The organism is Hymenobacter terrenus, from assembly GCF_000972495.1.
Classification (GTDB): Bacteria; Bacteroidota; Bacteroidia; order Cytophagales; family Hymenobacteraceae; genus Hymenobacter; species Hymenobacter terrenus.
Window position 1 is genome coordinate 17,940 of sequence record NZ_LATM01000005.1, and the last position, 15,495, is coordinate 33,434.

The 15,495-nt window shown below is 57.6% G+C and carries 16 protein-coding genes; 6 read left to right on the forward strand and 10 right to left on the reverse strand.

Features of this window, described 5'->3' with window-relative positions; genetic code table 11:
* Nucleotides 1-44 precede the first annotated feature (44 nt).
* Genes WX88_RS09360 through WX88_RS09375 form a run of 4 tightly spaced genes read right to left on the reverse strand, consistent with a single transcriptional unit; the run spans nt 45 to nt 3,183 of the window.
* Entirely contained in the window at nt 45-905 is an 861-nt protein-coding gene (locus WX88_RS09360) for a DUF4097 family beta strand repeat-containing protein (RefSeq protein ID WP_046244112.1), read from the reverse strand.
* A gap of 17 nt (nt 906-922) precedes the next feature.
* The gene (locus WX88_RS09365) at nt 923-1,795 is read right to left on the reverse strand and encodes a DUF4097 family beta strand repeat-containing protein (protein WP_046244113.1); all 873 of its coding nucleotides are present in this window, start codon (nt 1,793-1,795) and stop codon (nt 923-925) included.
* Nucleotides 1,740-2,654, reverse strand: a complete 915-nt coding sequence (locus WX88_RS09370) for a HEAT repeat domain-containing protein (protein ID WP_072052981.1) — start codon at nt 2,652-2,654, stop codon at nt 1,740-1,742. Before WX88_RS09370 ends, WX88_RS09365 begins: the two co-directional genes overlap by 56 nt.
* Before the next feature lie 4 nt (nt 2,655-2,658).
* On the reverse strand, nt 2,659-3,183 hold the full coding sequence (locus tag WX88_RS09375) for an RNA polymerase sigma factor (protein ID WP_046244114.1): 525 nt from the start codon (nt 3,181-3,183) through the stop codon (nt 2,659-2,661).
* Nucleotides 3,184-3,529: 346 nt separating this feature from the next.
* On the opposite strand from WX88_RS09375, the gene WX88_RS09380 reads away from it, so the two are divergent.
* Together WX88_RS09380 and WX88_RS09385 are read left to right on the forward strand one after the other, a co-directional pair.
* Nucleotides 3,530-4,021, forward strand: coding sequence for a hypothetical protein (locus WX88_RS09380; protein ID WP_052732527.1), 492 nt, complete (start codon nt 3,530-3,532; stop codon nt 4,019-4,021).
* Nucleotides 4,022-4,115: 94 nt separating this feature from the next.
* Nucleotides 4,116-4,496 (forward strand): hypothetical protein, encoded by a 381-nt coding sequence (locus WX88_RS09385; protein WP_046244115.1) that lies wholly within the window; start codon nt 4,116-4,118, stop codon nt 4,494-4,496.
* Nucleotides 4,497-4,626: 130 nt separating this feature from the next.
* On the opposite strand, the gene WX88_RS09390 is transcribed toward WX88_RS09385, so the two are convergent.
* The 4 genes from WX88_RS09390 to WX88_RS09410 form a co-directional block, all read right to left on the reverse strand.
* The gene (locus tag WX88_RS09390) at nt 4,627-4,980 is read right to left on the reverse strand and encodes a hypothetical protein (RefSeq protein ID WP_046244116.1); all 354 of its coding nucleotides are present in this window, start codon (nt 4,978-4,980) and stop codon (nt 4,627-4,629) included.
* 92 nt (nt 4,981-5,072) lie between these two features.
* Entirely contained in the window at nt 5,073-6,065 is a 993-nt protein-coding gene (uvsE, locus tag WX88_RS09395; RefSeq protein ID WP_082115942.1) for a UV DNA damage repair endonuclease UvsE, read from the reverse strand.
* 200 nt (nt 6,066-6,265) lie between these two features.
* A complete protein-coding gene (locus WX88_RS09400; RefSeq protein ID WP_197076731.1) occupies nt 6,266-6,892 on the reverse strand; it encodes a carboxypeptidase-like regulatory domain-containing protein in 627 nt (208 codons plus the stop codon).
* A gap of 411 nt (nt 6,893-7,303) precedes the next feature.
* Complete coding sequence (locus WX88_RS09410; protein ID WP_046244118.1) at nt 7,304-8,542, reverse strand: metallophosphoesterase; 1,239 nt, start codon at nt 8,540-8,542, stop codon at nt 7,304-7,306.
* Between the two features lie 127 nt (nt 8,543-8,669).
* On the opposite strand from WX88_RS09410, the gene radC reads away from it, so the two are divergent.
* Nucleotides 8,670-9,413 carry a RadC family protein gene (radC, locus tag WX88_RS09415; protein WP_082115943.1) on the forward strand — a complete coding sequence of 248 codons (744 nt, stop codon included), beginning with the start codon at nt 8,670-8,672 and terminating at the stop codon, nt 9,411-9,413.
* A gap of 17 nt (nt 9,414-9,430) precedes the next feature.
* Nucleotides 9,431-10,180, forward strand: coding sequence for a DUF1684 domain-containing protein (locus WX88_RS09420; RefSeq protein WP_197076732.1), 750 nt, complete (start codon nt 9,431-9,433; stop codon nt 10,178-10,180).
* A 126-nt stretch (nt 10,181-10,306) separates the two neighbouring features.
* On the opposite strand, the gene WX88_RS09425 is transcribed toward WX88_RS09420, so the two are convergent.
* Both WX88_RS09425 and WX88_RS09430 read right to left on the reverse strand, forming a co-directional pair.
* A complete protein-coding gene (locus tag WX88_RS09425; protein ID WP_156176034.1) occupies nt 10,307-10,570 on the reverse strand; it encodes a hypothetical protein in 264 nt (87 codons plus the stop codon).
* Nucleotides 10,571-10,705: 135 nt separating this feature from the next.
* Nucleotides 10,706-11,374, reverse strand: coding sequence for a hypothetical protein (locus WX88_RS09430; RefSeq protein ID WP_046244120.1), 669 nt, complete (start codon nt 11,372-11,374; stop codon nt 10,706-10,708).
* Between the two features lie 582 nt (nt 11,375-11,956).
* On the opposite strand from WX88_RS09430, the gene WX88_RS09435 reads away from it, so the two are divergent.
* Both WX88_RS09435 and pheT read left to right on the forward strand, forming a co-directional pair.
* Nucleotides 11,957-12,625: a response regulator transcription factor gene (locus tag WX88_RS09435; protein WP_046244121.1), complete on the forward strand. Its 669-nt coding sequence runs from the start codon at nt 11,957-11,959 to the stop codon at nt 12,623-12,625.
* Between the two features lie 267 nt (nt 12,626-12,892).
* Nucleotides 12,893-15,328, forward strand: coding sequence for a phenylalanine--tRNA ligase subunit beta (gene pheT, locus WX88_RS09440; protein WP_046244122.1), 2,436 nt, complete (start codon nt 12,893-12,895; stop codon nt 15,326-15,328).
* Nucleotides 15,329-15,495: the final 167 nt, after the last annotated feature.

Consider the following 15,495-nt stretch of genomic DNA (forward strand, 5'->3'; position numbering starts at 1 on the left):
AGCAGGACGTTCTTTTTTGGCTGGTTGTACCAAGCAGCTTTCACTTACTTGGCTTTGCGCAGGTAGATATTGCCGTTGAAGGTTTTCATCATAACCTCGGCGCCGCCGCCGTTTACTTTGCCGTAGGTCCATTCGTCGGTGCTGAGGCGGGTGAGGCCATTCTGCGACGTGCGGATGACCTTGGCCGCGGCTTTGTCCACGGCCACTTCAAAGTCGCTGTACACGTCGCCGCGCTCCGGTTTCATTTTAAGCGACACCTTGGCGTTGGCTGGGAAGGTCACGTCGACCTTGCCGTTAAGCGTGGAAAATGCCATGGGCGCGCCACTGGTCACGTTTTTAAATATGGCTGTGAGGTTACCGTTGACTGTGTTGGCCACGGCTGAGCCCGATACGTCATTGAGTTGAATAGGGCCGTTCACGTTAGAGACTTCCAACTGACCGTTCACGTTCTCGACGATGATGTCGCCGTTGTTGACGGTCCTGATTTGAAGCGAAAAGTTTCGGGGCACCTTAATGGTGAGGTCGACCGGCCGCAGGTGAGACTCAGTGGTCAATTCCACGTGGTTGTTTTTTTCTTCGGCGGTTAGGTTCAGGCCCTTCACGGCCGAGATGCGCCTCATGCCATTGGGGGCAACTGCCTCGCTCCGCTGGCTGCTCCTGCTGGGCCGGACGGCGGCGTCAATCACTACATCTTTGCCGCCGTAGCCGGTCACGTGGATGAAACCGTTCACCTGCTCTACTTCCAGCGTACCGGGCTTGTCGGGTGCGCTCAGGGCCACAGTCAATGATTCTTTATTGTCTTTGGCGTCTTGCGCCTGGCCCACCAGCGCGCTGCCCAGGAAAAGCACAGCCAGGCACAGCCGGCTCGCGGTGGGCGCGAGGGATATTTGAAGAAAATTATTCATCGTAAGGAATTGATTGGCTATTGCTTGGAAATAATTACGTCACCATTAAGGGTTTCGAAGCGGATATCGGACCCGCCTTTGCCGATGCGCACGGCTGTGTCTTTGGTCAGCTTGTACACCGTGCCGCCGCCCCGGCCTTCCTGGTTTTTGGTGACTTGCACCGGCAGCACTTCTGCATTGGGAAAGTCAGTGTAAAACTCGCCGTGCATGCTCTTGAAGTGCAGGTCGGCGGCCAGGCTGGCCGGGTAATGCACCCGGATTTTGCCGTTGATGGTGTGGTAAGACGAGGCCCCGGGCGGGTTGGCCGCGTAGGTGGCGTCCACGTCTCCATTCACGGTGTGGGCTTTGGTGGTCCCCTTCACGTTTTTGAGGGTGATGGCACCGTTCACGTTGAAGACACGCAGCAGGCCGCTTACATCCTGCACCAACACGGCCCCGTGGTTCACCGCCGACACGTGCAGATTGACCTGATAAGGTACTTTCACTACGAAGTCAAATGTGTACTTGTAATTAATGTCATTGTGATTCCAACCGCGGTGGTCGTTCTGGTGGGGGCGCGAGTCAAAGGGCTCGGCCATGTACACCACCACGCTGTCGCCACGCTGCGTGAAGCCCAGCTTGGCTTCGCTCTTACCGATTTCCAGCGTTTTGGCGTCGTCGGCCCGAATAGTTTTGGTTGCTTCTACCAGCACCTTGTTGCCGGCGTAGCCTTCCACGGTCACCGAGCCGCTGATGTTGTACAGGGCAAAGGTGCTGCGCCCGGCGTCGGCCGTAAGCGTAAATTCCCGCTTGATAACTTCCTTTGATTCATTACTTTGGGCCCAGCAGGCGCTGCTAGACAGCAATAGTGCCAGGGCGTACAGGCTGGGGCGAAGAGATAGTCTGGTCATGACGGGAGGGAGTTGAGGGCGCGGCGGGCCGGCCAGTTGAGAGAGTTTGAATACTTTCCTGGATTTTGCTTTTCACCGATTCGTCGAGGTTGGGCTGCTTCAGCAAGCGGCGCAGCGGCTGCACCGAACGGTGCTCCTGCAATTGCACCATCACATCGGCCAAGGCCGACTGCACCAGCGGCGACCGCTGCTTGGCTAGCGAGTGCACCAGGCCCAGGCGCACGGTGGCGTCGTCCTGAGCCAGCGGCGTGAGGGCTTCGAGTGTAGCCAGGCGCACATTCACATTGCTGTCGTTATTGAGGGTGCTCAGCAAGGCATTTACCACGCGGCTGTTGGGGTCATCCAACTCTTTGGTGTAGCTCACGGCCCGCAGCCGCTCGGTGGCCGAGGGGTTATCAATGAGCGAAAGCAGCAGCACCTGGCGCATCTCGCCCACTTCGGCGGCTAAGGCTGTGATTTGCTGCTGGTCGGCGGCTTTTTCCTGGCCCTTATTATTCAGCCAGTAGCCGCCCAGCAACCCTACGCCTATCAGGCACAGGCTATAAGCCAGCCGCAACACCGGCAGCGGAATTTGTAGGCTCAACCAGCGCTGCCACAAGCCCTTGAGGGAATAATCCGGGGCGTTTTTGACTTCTTTTTTGAAGGTGGCCAGCATGGCGTAGAACTCGGGGCGCAGGCTAGGGCTGGGCTCGGGTGTGGGCACCGCACCCATGATCTGCCACAGGCGTTGGGTGGTTTGCAGTTCTTCACGGCATTCAGCACAGGTAGCTAGGTGGGCCGTGAGGGCGGCTTGCTCCGTATCGGTTAGTTGGCTGCTCAGGTAGTCGACTAATTGCTCTTGGGTACGTTCACAGTTCATAGCACTAGTTTTCGATGCGTAGGTAGGTGGCTTTTAATTCATTCATGGCACGGTGCACGCGCACTTTCACAGCGCCTTCAGTGGTGTCGAGCACGCGGGCTATTTCGGCATATTTCATTTCCTGAAAGCGGCTCAGGACAAGGACTTCGCGGTTTTCGGGGCTTAGCCTGCCCAGCGCCTGGTGCAGCAGGGCTACCTCCTGGGCTTGCTCCAGGGCAGCGTCGGCGCTGCTGCCGCCACTGAGGTGTTCGGCCAGGTTGTCCACGTCGGTATGGTGGGCGGCGTGGCGGTTTTTCTTGATGTAATCGGCCAGCACATTGCGGGCCAGGTGGTACATCCAGGCGCGAAACTCACCGTCGCCGGTGAAGGTGTGGCGGTACTTGAGCATTCGGTAGAACACGTTTTGCACCAAGTCTTCACTGGTGTCGGCCCGGCCCAACATATGGTAGAGAAAGCCAAACAGCTGACGATTATAGCGCTCGAAGAGCAGGCCCATTCGGTCTACGTCGCCGGCCTTCACCCGCAGCATTAGTGCATTATCCGATAGCGAGTCCAACCTAATAAAATGGGTTTTTAGGGTATTTGCCTGTGGACACCGCGCCAACCAGAGAAGGTTACTGAAGGGGATGATTTTTTTTGAAAACAATGGATTTGACGCCCTAACACCCAAAAAAAGCACGCGCAAGCAAACCGTTGCTTCCCAGATGAGTTGTTCTGCTTAGCCTTATTATTTCGGACTTTTCTCAGCGCATTGGGTAAACAAAATGGGGCTAGGAACCGTAAAGACACTGCGGCGTTACTAAATTGCCGCCTTCTCTGAGCTTTTCTTTCCACGTTTTCACTCATTATATTTTCATTTACCACATTCACACATCATGAAGACGAACAAAATTTTCCTTGCCGCTTTGTTGACCTTGGGCCTGAGCAGCGCTGCTTTCGCGCAGACTGGCACCTCTACCGCTGGCTCGACCGGCACGACTTCGGGCACCAGCACCAGCGGTACCCTCGGCACTACTTCGGGAACCAGCACTAGCGGTGCTGTTGGTACGACTTCGGGCACTATAGGTACCACGGCTGGTACTAGCACGAGCGGTTCAGTAGGCACTACCAGCGGTGCTACGACCGGTACGACTTCGGGCACCACGGCCGGCACGACTTCGGGTACTACCTCCGGCACCACTGCCGGCTCTACTTCGGGTACCACATCGGGCACGGGCGCTACCGGCACGACTTCAGGTACTACCAGCGGCTCTACCTATGGCACTACCGCGGGCAGCACTTCCGGCAGCTCGACTTCGGCTTCGGGTAGCACTACTTCGGACAGCGGCACCAGCACCAAGAAGGCCAAGGACAAGAAGAAGAAATAACTATTTAGGCTTCAATGCCGTAAATAGGCGAAAGCCGGCTGTTTCTTCCGAAGCAGCCGGCTTTTTAGTTTTCCACCCTCTTACCATATATATCATGAAGGCGCTATTATTACTTACTGGTCTGCTCCTAACTGCTGCGGCTGAGGCCCAGACCATCCCCTTCGACCCCACGGCCCCGGTACGAGCCGGCAGCCAAGGCCAGACAACGGTGCCTCCCGTCAATCCTGCCCTCAACCAAAGCACTATTCAGGGGCCGCCCGAAGTGCAGCGCACGCTCACCAACCGCGATGCCCAGCCCAGCCGCCTATTGCAAGACCGTGGCTTCTCGCCTGCCGCCACGCCCGAAACTTCGCCCACGGCCGTACCCGACATTCGCGAGCAGCCCCTTATTCGCGATGACCGCCCGCGCCAGTCCACAGAAGTAGTGCCCAGCCGTTCCCGCCGCAGCAAAAGCAGCAACATAGGGCAGCATTGAGCAACCAGCCGGCATCATTCCAAACTTCTTTTTTATCCGTATAAGGGTTTAAGAGACAACCTGAATAACAGCAAAAAGCCCCATCCACCTTGGATGGGGCTTTTTAGTAAGGTCCTGGTGGCAGCAGGACCTACTTCTTTTTCTTGTCGTCGTGAGCCAGCAAGTCGCCACCATGACGACGCAGCAAATCAGCCAATTCCAGCAGGGGCTTCTTCAGTTCGTCCGGAGCTTGCTGGCTGACTTGGCTGGTTTGGTTGCCCAGGATGGTCAGGGAGTTGCCGATGGCCCGCGCACTGAGAGCCCCGCTGGTAAGCAGTGACTGGAGGTTGCCGATTTCACGGGCAATGTCCTGCAGGCCCGGCTCGCCACTTTGCAGAAATTTCTGCTGCCAGGTTTCGGTATTGTCCATAGCCGAACCCAAGGGCAGGCTAGTGAGGCCGTTTTTGAGGGCACTGACGGTGGCGTGAAGGTGGTCGAAAGGCATTGGGGTTGGGTGATGAAGTGATGACGTATTAAAGGATAAAAAACCAGCCATTAGTCGCACTAAGCGCGAGCGCGCTGAACCTACTACGGCGCTTAGCTCTTGACTTTTAGCTCTTTATTAGTACGCTTGGCTTTGGCTGGCGCATTGGGGTCGGGTGATAAAGTAAGCGGTGGGCTGGGCACATTGGGCGCGGGTGCGCTCAGACCTAGCTCCCGCAAAATAGCCACGGCACGCAGCGCACTGGCTTCCTTATTCTTGATTTCCAGCATCAGGTCCATGTCGAGCCCACGCAGTTCTTTGAGAAAAGAGCGGAACAGGTCATCGACCAAGTCGTCGGTGTGCTTGCCTTTGCGTTCGCCCAGGGCCTGCGAGCTGTAATCCATCATTGGTACGCCGTCGCGAACGGGGTGCCAGGTGGCGGCGGCCAAGCGTAAAGCCTCATGCATGGGTTCGCCATGATTAAGGCATTCGTGGTGGAAATTGTCGAAGAGAATAGGCACGCCGGTCAGTTCGTGCAGGTGCAGGCAATCGCGCAGCGGAAACAGCCGGTCGTCGTTTTCGACCACCACCCGGGCTTTCACGGCGTCGGGCAGCGTGCCGTGCACCGCCGCGAACCGACTGATGGCCAGCTCCCGTTCTCCATACAGCCCGCCCACGTGAATCTGCAACTTGGCGGTGCCATCCAAGCCCATCAAATCCAGCATCGAGCCTTGGTAAACCAGCTCCTCAATGCTCCGCTTGACAATATCCGGACTGGGGGAATTTAGCACCACAAACTGGTCGGGATGGAAGCTGACACGTAAATCGTTAGCCTTGATGTAGTCGCCAATGGCCCGAAACTCGGCCGCGAAGTGCGTCTGCCAGGGGAAGGTGTTGATTTCGTGCGAGCCGAACGGCACAATGCCCGAGCCCATCCGGAAAAAGAGCAGGCCCTGCGCCACATTCCATTCCAGCATGCGGCGCAGGCAAGTCAGATTAGCCGTCACAGCCGCAATCAGACGTTCCTCCGAGTACGACGCCAGCCGGAAGGTATTGGCAGCGCTGCAATCCATCGCCTCATTCACGCAGGGATACCCGATTTTCATACCCTGAGCTTACGGCAGGGGCCAGCAGCAGGTTATTTAATGGGCTATGAGCAAACAGGAATGAGGGCGTCCTGCTGAGCGGAGCCGAAGCATCTCGCGTGTGATAGCAACTCAACCGGCTGATTTACTTCTCCGAACGAGACGCTTCGGCTCCGCTCAGCAGGACGGATTCACTGCTTGCTCATTTATCTATCGAAAAATCACGGCTCGTACCCGCGATTATCCTTGAAGGCCTTGTTGTATTCAGCACGAGCCTTGCGGGCTTTTTCGGCCTTCTGCTCGGCTTCAATTTGTTCCATTTTACGGCGCTGCTTGCCCTCACGTGAAAACTGGTCGTAGAGCAGGCTCACAGGGCTGGCAATGGTCGGTACGGGCGCCTTGGGGGCCGCTGAGTCGACGGCAAAGAGCGGCTTGGGCTTCGGCGGGCGCTTGGCACCGCTCGCTACGGGCGGAGCGGGCCGCTTCACGTTGCGCAACGCTCGATTGATAATGGCCCGGTCGGGCCGGTCGGCGGTCACCTGCACCTCGCCCAGGCGCACGCTGTCGCGCACCAGTTGAATCCGAACCACGAGCTGCGAGAGGCCGGTGCCACCCAGCGGCAACCGATGCGTTTTGTAGCCCAGGGCTCGGAACAGGATGGTATCGGTAGGCAGGGCATCAACAGAAAAGTCGCCGGTGGTACCTGTTACCACGCCGCGCCGCGTGCGTTGCACCTGTACCGTAGCGCCTGGCACGGGCAGGCGCGTCTGCGCCTCCGACACGCTCCCGCTCACGCGCACTGACGGGGCCTGGGCACGCGCAGCACCGGCCAGTAGCCACAGTGCCACGAGCACGCCCAGCCCACGGCTCAGCTTTAGCCAAACGGCACTTACACAAGGCTCTATTTCAGAAACCATCCACTAATACGACACAACACAGCGACAAAGTTGCAACTCAATGAGCCAAAAAAAGCCCACACCGTTGCAGGTGCGGGCTTTTCGGCGATGGTTCGGCCGATTATACCGACCAAACCCGTACTATTCTATTTTGGTGCCATCCGCATTTTCGATTTTATTTTCATCAGTTTTTATTCGGGCACGGCTGTGCTCGCCTCTTTCCCTCTCCCACGGAGAGGAGAGCCGGACGTTCCGCTTATCAGCCGGAGAAAAGGTATTGAAAGGCTTCTTAAAGCCGTTTAAGATGTCTCTCCAGTTCGTCCGGCTCCCTCTCCGCGGGAGAGGGAAAGAGGCGAGCACAGCCTAAGCGCGCCGCAACTCAAACAAGGTTATTTCCGGCAAAAAACCTACCCGGCCCGGGTACCCCAAATAGCCCAATCCAACGTTTACATACAGCTTCTGGCGGCCTTGTTCGTAGAGGCCGGCCCACTGCTTATACACGTATTCTACCGGGCTCCACTTCAGGTGCGGTAGGTTCACGCCAAACTGCATGCCGTGGGTGTGCCCGCTCAGAGTCAGGTCGATATCGGGGTAGTTGAGCACTTGGGCCTGCCAGTGCGAGGGGTCGTGCGAGAGCAGGATTTTGAATGGGGCGTCGCCGCTGGCGGCATGAGCTTTGGAGAGATTACCATGCTTGGGGAAGTTGGCATGGCTGCTCCAGTTCTGCACGCCCAGAACGGCTATTTTGTCCTCGCCCCGCGTGATGGTGTGGCTGGTATCATTCATCAGTGTCCAGCCCATTTTGGCGTGGTTGCGCATCAGGCGCTCCAGGTTTTCGCGCTTTTGGGCAGCGCTGTCCCACTGCACATAGTCGCCGTAGTCGTGGTTGCCGAGGCTGGAGAAAATGGGCAGGTCCGATTTGATTTGTTGCAGCGCCGGAATGTGCGGCTCGACCTCCGTGGCGCGGTTGTTCACCAAGTCGCCGGTCATCAGCACAAGGTCGGCATTTTGCTTGTTAATGATGGCCACGGCCCGCTGCAAAGGTTCCGTCGAGCTGAAGCTGCCAGTATGCAGGTCGGAAATCTGGATGACCTTAAAGCCGTCGAAGGCGGGTGGCAGATTCGGGAAATGCAGCGTCACGCGGCGCACCTGGTAGTCGGTCGCGCCCTTCAACATGCCCCATAGTAACGCGAAGAAGGGAATTGCGCCGAGCCCAACGGCCAGCTTCGCTAGAAATTCGCTGCGCGGAATGGGTTCGCCCTCCACCCCGGCGGGTCGGGTGGCCGAACTCACGGCCCAGCGGCCGAGGCGCGTCAGGTCTTCGAGCAGCAGCGGAATGAGGATAATCAGCTTGGCACCCAGTAGCAGGAGCGGCAGCGTCATCAGGTAGTTTTTCAATACCGTGTTCCCCATTTGCCGGGTCGAGCCGGCCCAGAAAGCCAGGCCCCAGATGACCAATGTGAGTAACCAATAACCGGCCGCTACGCCCCGGCGGGCATTCAGCGAGAGGTGTTGCGCCAGCGTGCGGGCCGCCTGATACCCATACCATTCGGCCAGCACGATAAGGGCCAGCACCAACCATACTACCAAAGGATTTCGCATAAACCAAAAAGACGCCCGGAAGTACTACGTTTGCATAACGCTAGTACGGGCTTGGGGTTTAAACGCGGTCAGGCGGCTTTTGCTTTACATTTAGCCTAGATTTTACCCTCTACCAGCTCCGCGCCCCATGGAAGCCTCTGATAGCCTGCCCGAAAACCCCCAGCCTGCCCCGCCTTACGCGCCGCCCGGCGCGCTCGGCATTAAGAGTTGGGCCGAGGAAGACCGGCCCCGCGAAAAGCTGATGGCCAAAGGCCGCGCCGCCCTGTCCGATGCCGAGCTTATCGCCATTCTGCTCGGCTCCGGCACCGTGAAACTCTCAGCCGTCGACGTGGCCAAGCTCATGCTGCAAGGCGTGAATAATGACCTCAATGCGCTGGCCCGGGAGAGCGTGAAACAGCTCTGTCGGCACCCCGGCATCGGCGAGGCCAAGGCCATTACCGTAGTAGCGGCGCTGGAGTTGGGCCGCCGTCGCAAGGAAGCCGACGCCGCCCCGCGCACCACCATCACCTGCTCGCGCGACATTTACAACCTGATTCGGCCCAACCTGATGGACTTGCCGCACGAAGAATTCTGGGTGATTCTCTTGAACCGCGCCAACGTGGTGATGCGCAAAACGGCCATCAGCCGCGGCGGCGTAGCCGGCACCGTAGCCGACCCCAAAATGATTTTCAAAGAAGCCCTGGAACAATTAGCCAGCAGCATCATTCTGGTTCACAACCACCCCAGCGGCAACCGCAACCCCAGCGCAGCCGACATTCAACTCACTAAAAAATTAAAAGAGGCCGGCAGTTTTCTGGATTTGCCCATCCTGGACCACCTTATTTATTCCGACCAGGGCTACTACAGTTTCGCGGACGAGGGCATGCTGTAGATGCGAATTGTGGTTTGGTGATTGAACGCGCCGCTTCCGGCTGCCATAAACTCATAAACTATAAAGCCAACAAGGCAGGAACTCCCGTGGTAGTGGAGCCAAGGGTTGGCCCCCTATCTGCAGCGTTGGCTCTCTTTTCAAAAAGGAATGTTAGCATGATCAAAAAAATAGCACTGGCTGCCGCATTACTCGGTATTATCCTCTATTCACTGAATGGAATGAAACCGGATTCCGGCGCTTATTTGGCCCAGTTACATAAGTCCCGCAGCGAAAAGAACCAGTCCTTCCGTCAGTCCACAAATTCCCCTTTATCCGCAGAGCAGAAGGCGCGATTTGATAGTCTGAAATACTATCCCGCTGAATTATCGCTGGTAATTGACGCCGCTATTTCGCGCAATTCTCGCCCGGATACGGTGCTTATTCAGATGAGTGACAACCAAGCGGAGAAATACCTCAAATGGGGACAGGCCAAATTTACCATTGCCAATAAAAGCCAGCAATTGGGTATTTATTTAAAAGCAACTGGTACCGACTCCACGCTGTTTATTCCTTTCACGGACCTCACCAACGGCCACGAAACCTACGGCGGGGGCCGCTACCTCGATGCCCCTTTACCCGAGCCGGAAGCCACGGAAATAAAGCTGGATTTTAACCAAGCTTACAATCCCTACTGCGCTTATAACAACGAATACAGTTGTCCGGTACCACCCGCCGAAAACCGCCTCCAGGTTGCCATTCCAGCCGGTGAGAAGTCTTTTCACGACTAGGCTCCCAAAACCCTGCTTCAGAAGCAGGGTTTTGGGAGCCTAGAGCATTTTCGGAGTGGGCGTAGCGTAGTGCGAACTCTGTAGTTCAGCCTGATACCACAACTTGTCTTGGTTTATTGCCCACACCTAGCGGTCAAAAATGGAAGCAGGACGCGCTGCCGTCGTGCACCTCAGGTTTACCTGAAACGGCAAATTGTTGTCGTCGTAAATACCCGAAATTGAATACTCGGTACCAACTTTCGGAATTGGCTTAATTTGAGCGAATATCCCGCACGTGATACTGGTAATAGTGCCCGTAGCGTCCACCACGGCGCTGCCAATGCCGTGATGGTTGAGGAACCCGTCGCCATACAGGTCGACAATGTTCACATCGTGGATGTTTCTAGGCATAGTCTGTCTATGGCTTTTAGCCTGATGGGTCTGATTGATAAGCAAGTAGCCGGTAGCTGGTGCCGGGCGTCCGGATGCAGTCCGTTGGGCATGGAGTAACCCGGCACCAGTTGTTTGGTGGCGTTAAGGGTACCGTTACAGCGCGGCTTCCAGCACTTCGTACTGCTCAGCAAGGACTTTATTGCCCGACGCGGGGAGGAATTTACCCGAAGTTGAGTCGTAAGCCACGGAGATACTATCAACCTTCCCACCAAACTTCAAGGCCGTCATGGGCGAGGTCACGTTCGTCACCACAGAATTACCTTTTACCTGCGACTGCAGCCAGATGTATACCGTAGTGAAAGGCGTCATGCTCGCCGTGCTTTGTAGCAGCACTGGAGCGGCCGATACGGCATTGTTCAAAATGTCGGTACCATTGACATTGGCATTCTGATACAGGCCTACGGTCATGTAGGGCGCGTTAGCATACTGGTTCAGAAGAGAGAACGAGCCCGCTTGTCCACCTGAGTCGGGCCCTGTAATAACCCCGCTGAGTTCCAGGGAGTACAGCTTATTGTCGGCAGCTGGTACCGGCACACTGGAAAGCTGCGTGAGCACTGCTCCATTTTGGACTGCACTAGTTGAGGCATAGATGCCGTATTCCTCGGCCCAGCTGATAGTATTGGCATTAAGCGCCTTGAAGGCCAACCAGGCCACGTTGGGGCTGCCGCCCTGGGTGGGTTTGGCGATGATTACGTTGGTGCCAGTAGCGTACAGTATTTGTAGCTGCTCGTTGGTGAAAGCGACGTTCAGGGAGAAATCCATGACGAATGGGGTAGTTTGTTTTGTAGCGCCTACTCTGGTTAAGGCTTTTCGGCGGCCGCCTAGTGAATCTGGATTGCGCAATCCGCCAACAGCTACTACCCTGTTGACAAATCAAAATTCGGATTTGCCCTGCCCCTGCACACGAGTATAATTTCCTGTTTTATAAAACCACGTAGTTCTACCTGGCTAAGAAACAGCTATACACCCCGACCCTCCTGCCTGATAAAACACCAGCATTCACAAGGAAAAACCTTATCAAGTGTCTCGTCATATCATATAATATCTTTATCCCACAGCGAAGCCGATAAAATAACATAGCCGCATATAGGTTAGTTGTCACCAAACCCTATCTTTGAAAGGTCTACCTGCAATGGCGGCCTCGACACGGGGCTCCTCGGTAATGAAGCGCTCCGGCCAGCGGCTGGCGGCGCAGGTCTGTGTAGCATCGACGTTCGGGTCCGAATGCTTCAGGCCCGGCTGGTCGAATCGGTGCTCGACCGGAGCACGCGCATGGCCGTTGAGTTGCCCGTTCCGGCTTCACATTAACCACTGCTTTTTTCTACCTTTCTACTCTTTTCTCTTATGTCTGCCATTGATTACCCGGTTCAGATTGCCCTGCTCGATGACCACGCGCTGTTTCGGCAGGGCATGCGCTACATCCTGCAGACGTTGCCCTACGTGGAAACCGTTATAGAAACCGCTGAATTCTCTGAGCTGCTCACCCTTTGCCGCCAGCGCCTGCCTGATGTAGTGCTGCTTGACCTGCAAATGCCCGGCGTGGACGGCCCCGCGGCAGCCGAGCAGCTGCTCAACGAGTTTCCAGACCTGAAAATCATTGTTTTGTCGATGTACTCGGCCGATAAATTCATCACTCAGATGATGAAGCTCAAGGTGCGTAGCTACCTGCCCAAAGACGCCGACCAGGAGCAGCTTCGGCAAGCCATTGAGGACGTTCTGACGACGGGCCACCATTTCACCCCGCGCATCTCGCGGGCGCTAATGCGGGGAATCCAGGAGCCCATTCGCCAAACCCCGACCAAACTGCTTGACCTCGTGCAGCTCACCCCACGCGAGCTGGAGGTGTTACATTATATCTGCGAAGGCCACACGACCGCGGAAATCGCCAGCCAGCTTTTTATCAGCCCCCGCACCGTGGAAGGCCACCGGCAAAATCTGCTGGAAAAAACGGGGGCCCACAACTCAACGGGGCTGGTGCTCTACGCCGCCCGCCAGGGGCTGCTTGAGGCGTAGTTGCCAAGTCAGTGAGCCGCGCCAGCAGGCTTCGCTGAAACCAGTTGGCGCGGGTTCGAACTGTAGCGTAGACTCTGCGAGTCCGCGTCCCCGCGCCGGTCGCATCGTTCGGGTATCGTTCAGAGGTGCGGAACCACTACGACCCGAAACTACGCTAGGCTGGACGAGCACGAGGCGCCGCCAACGAATTGGACCATCCCACATCGCCTTACCTTTGCATGGGTTGAACAGCAATCGATACCCGTTCAACAAATAACCACCCAACCCATGCGTATTTCTTTCGACTGGCTTAAAACCCTCATTCCTACCGATAAACCCGCGACCGAAATCGGTGCCTTGCTCACCGGCTCGGGCCTGGAAGTAGAGAGCCAGGAAGAGCTGGAAAGCATTCCCGGCGGCTTGCGCGGCGTGGTACTGGGCACCGTGCTCACCTGCGAGCGTCACCCCGATGCCGACAAGCTCAGCCTGACCACCGTGGATGTGGGCGACGACACCCCGCGCCAAATAGTGTGCGGCGCCCCCAACGTGGCCGCCGGCCAGCGCGTGGTGGTGGCACTGGAAGGGGCCACCCTCTACCCTTCCCAAGGCGAGCCGTTCAAAATCAAGAAAAGCAAAATTCGCGGGGCGGCTTCCGAAGGCATGATTTGCGCCGAGGACGAAATCGGCCTGGGAACTTCGCATGCCGGCATTATGGTGCTGGAAACCGAGCTGCCGAATGGCACGCCCGCCGCCGCGTATTTCGGCCTGGGGTCGGATATGGTCTTCGAGATTGGCCTCACGCCCAACCGGGCCGATGCCGCCTCGCACTACGGGGTGGCCCGCGAACTACGCGCCCTGCTGCGCCAGCCCTGCCACTTGCCGGATATCACCAGCTTTCAGGCGCCAGCCTCGGCCGCTGCCAATATTGCCGTCACCATTGAGGACGAAGCTGCCTGCCCGCGCTACGCCGGCTTGCTACTCGATAACGTGCAGGTCGGCCCCTCGCCGGAGTGGTTGCAGCGGCGCCTGCGCAGCATCGGCCTCTCCCCCATCAACAACGTGGTGGACGTGACCAATTTCGTGCTGCACGAGTTGGGGCAGCCCCTCCACGCTTTTGATGCCGACCAGATTACGGGCGGCCAGATTCGGGTGAAGCGCGCCGCGGCGGGCGAGAAATTCGTGACCCTCGACGGGGTGGAACGCAGCCTGAGAGCCGACGACTTGGTTATTGCCGATGCCAACGGTGCTCCTATGGCACTGGCTGGCGTATTCGGTGGCAAAACCTCAGGCGTGAGCGAAACCACTACCCGCGTATTCCTGGAAAGCGCCTACTTCGGCCCGGCCGCCGTGCGGCGCACCTCCCAAACGCACCAGCTGAAGACCGATGCCTCGTTCCGTTTCGAGCGCGGCACCGACCCGAATATGGTGCCTGTGGCGCTGCAACGGGCAGCTTTGCTTCTCCAGGAAGTGGCTGGGGCTACCGTGGCCGCCCCCGTCGTGGACGAGTACCCCACGCTGGTTGAGCCCGCCACGGTGCGGCTGCGGCTGCCCCGCGTGGAACGGCTGGTGGGTCAGTACATTGCCCCCGAGCGCATCCGGCAGATTCTGACGGACCTCGATATTGTCATCACCAATGAAAACCCGGATGCTGGCGACCAGGACACCTGGCTGCTCACGGTGCCGCCGCACAAGGTGGACGTGACGCGGGAGGCCGATATCATCGAGGAAATTCTGCGGATTTACGGCTACAATAACGTGGCGCTGCGGCCGAATAACTCGGCGTCGTTCCTCGCGAAGTTTCCGAACCCCGACCCCGAGGTGACGCGCGTAAAAATTGCTTCGCTGCTGAGTGGGCAGGGCTTTTCGGAGATTCTGACCAACTCGCTTACCAACTCGCAGTATTTCGACAAAGACGGCGAAGCGAATGATTCGCTGGTGCGCATTCTGAATTATAACAGCGTTGACTTGAACGCGATGCGGCCCACGCTGCTGCATTCGGGGCTGGAAATAATCCGGCACAACATCAACCGCCGTCAGCGCGATTTGAGGCTGTACGAATTCGGCAAAGTGTACTCGCAAACCGCCGAGGGCAAGTATCAGGAGAAGAACAAGCTGGTGATTTACCTGACCGGCAATGCGACTGGCGAAACCTGGCAGCACAAATCGGAGAAAGCCACGTTCCACGACTTGGCGGGTGCGGTGCAGCAGGTGCTGGCTGCTCTGGGTTTCGGCGGCGCGGCTTCGCAGCCGGTGCAGCACCCCTACCTGGCCGGGGGCCTCACCCTGCTGGTGCACAATCAGCCCGTGGCGCAGCTCGGCGCCGTGGCGGCCTCGGTGCTAAAGCAGCTCGATGTGACGCAGCCCGTGTGGTACGCCGAGTTGGATTGGGACGCACTGTCGAAGAAGTACAAGCCCACGCTGGTGGCCCGCGAGCTGCCCAAGTTCCCGGAGGTGCGGCGCGACCTGAGCCTGGTGGTAGATGCCGGCGTAACCTTCGACCAGCTCCGCCAGATTGCCCAACGCACCGAAAAGAAACTCCTGCAAAGCATCAACGTGTTCGACGTGTACGCGGGCGAAAACCTTGGCGCGGGCAAGAAGTCCTATTCGGTCAGCTTCACCTTGCAGGATTTCAGCCAGACGCTCAGTGAACAGGCTATCGACCAGGTGATGCAGCGCCTCATCGGGCAGTTTGAGAAGCAGGCCGGGGCCGTCATCCGGCGCTAGAACTACCGGGGTATTCCCGAACGAAAAGGCACCACTCCCCCCGAAGGGAACTCGTGGTGCCTTTTGTTTTAACAAATGTCCCAAGCGCCTGTAATACCGGCCTAGCAGCGGCGATATAAGCAGTGCCCGAAGCAATTGGTAGGCCCGAGTCTGCGCCCGCGTTGCTA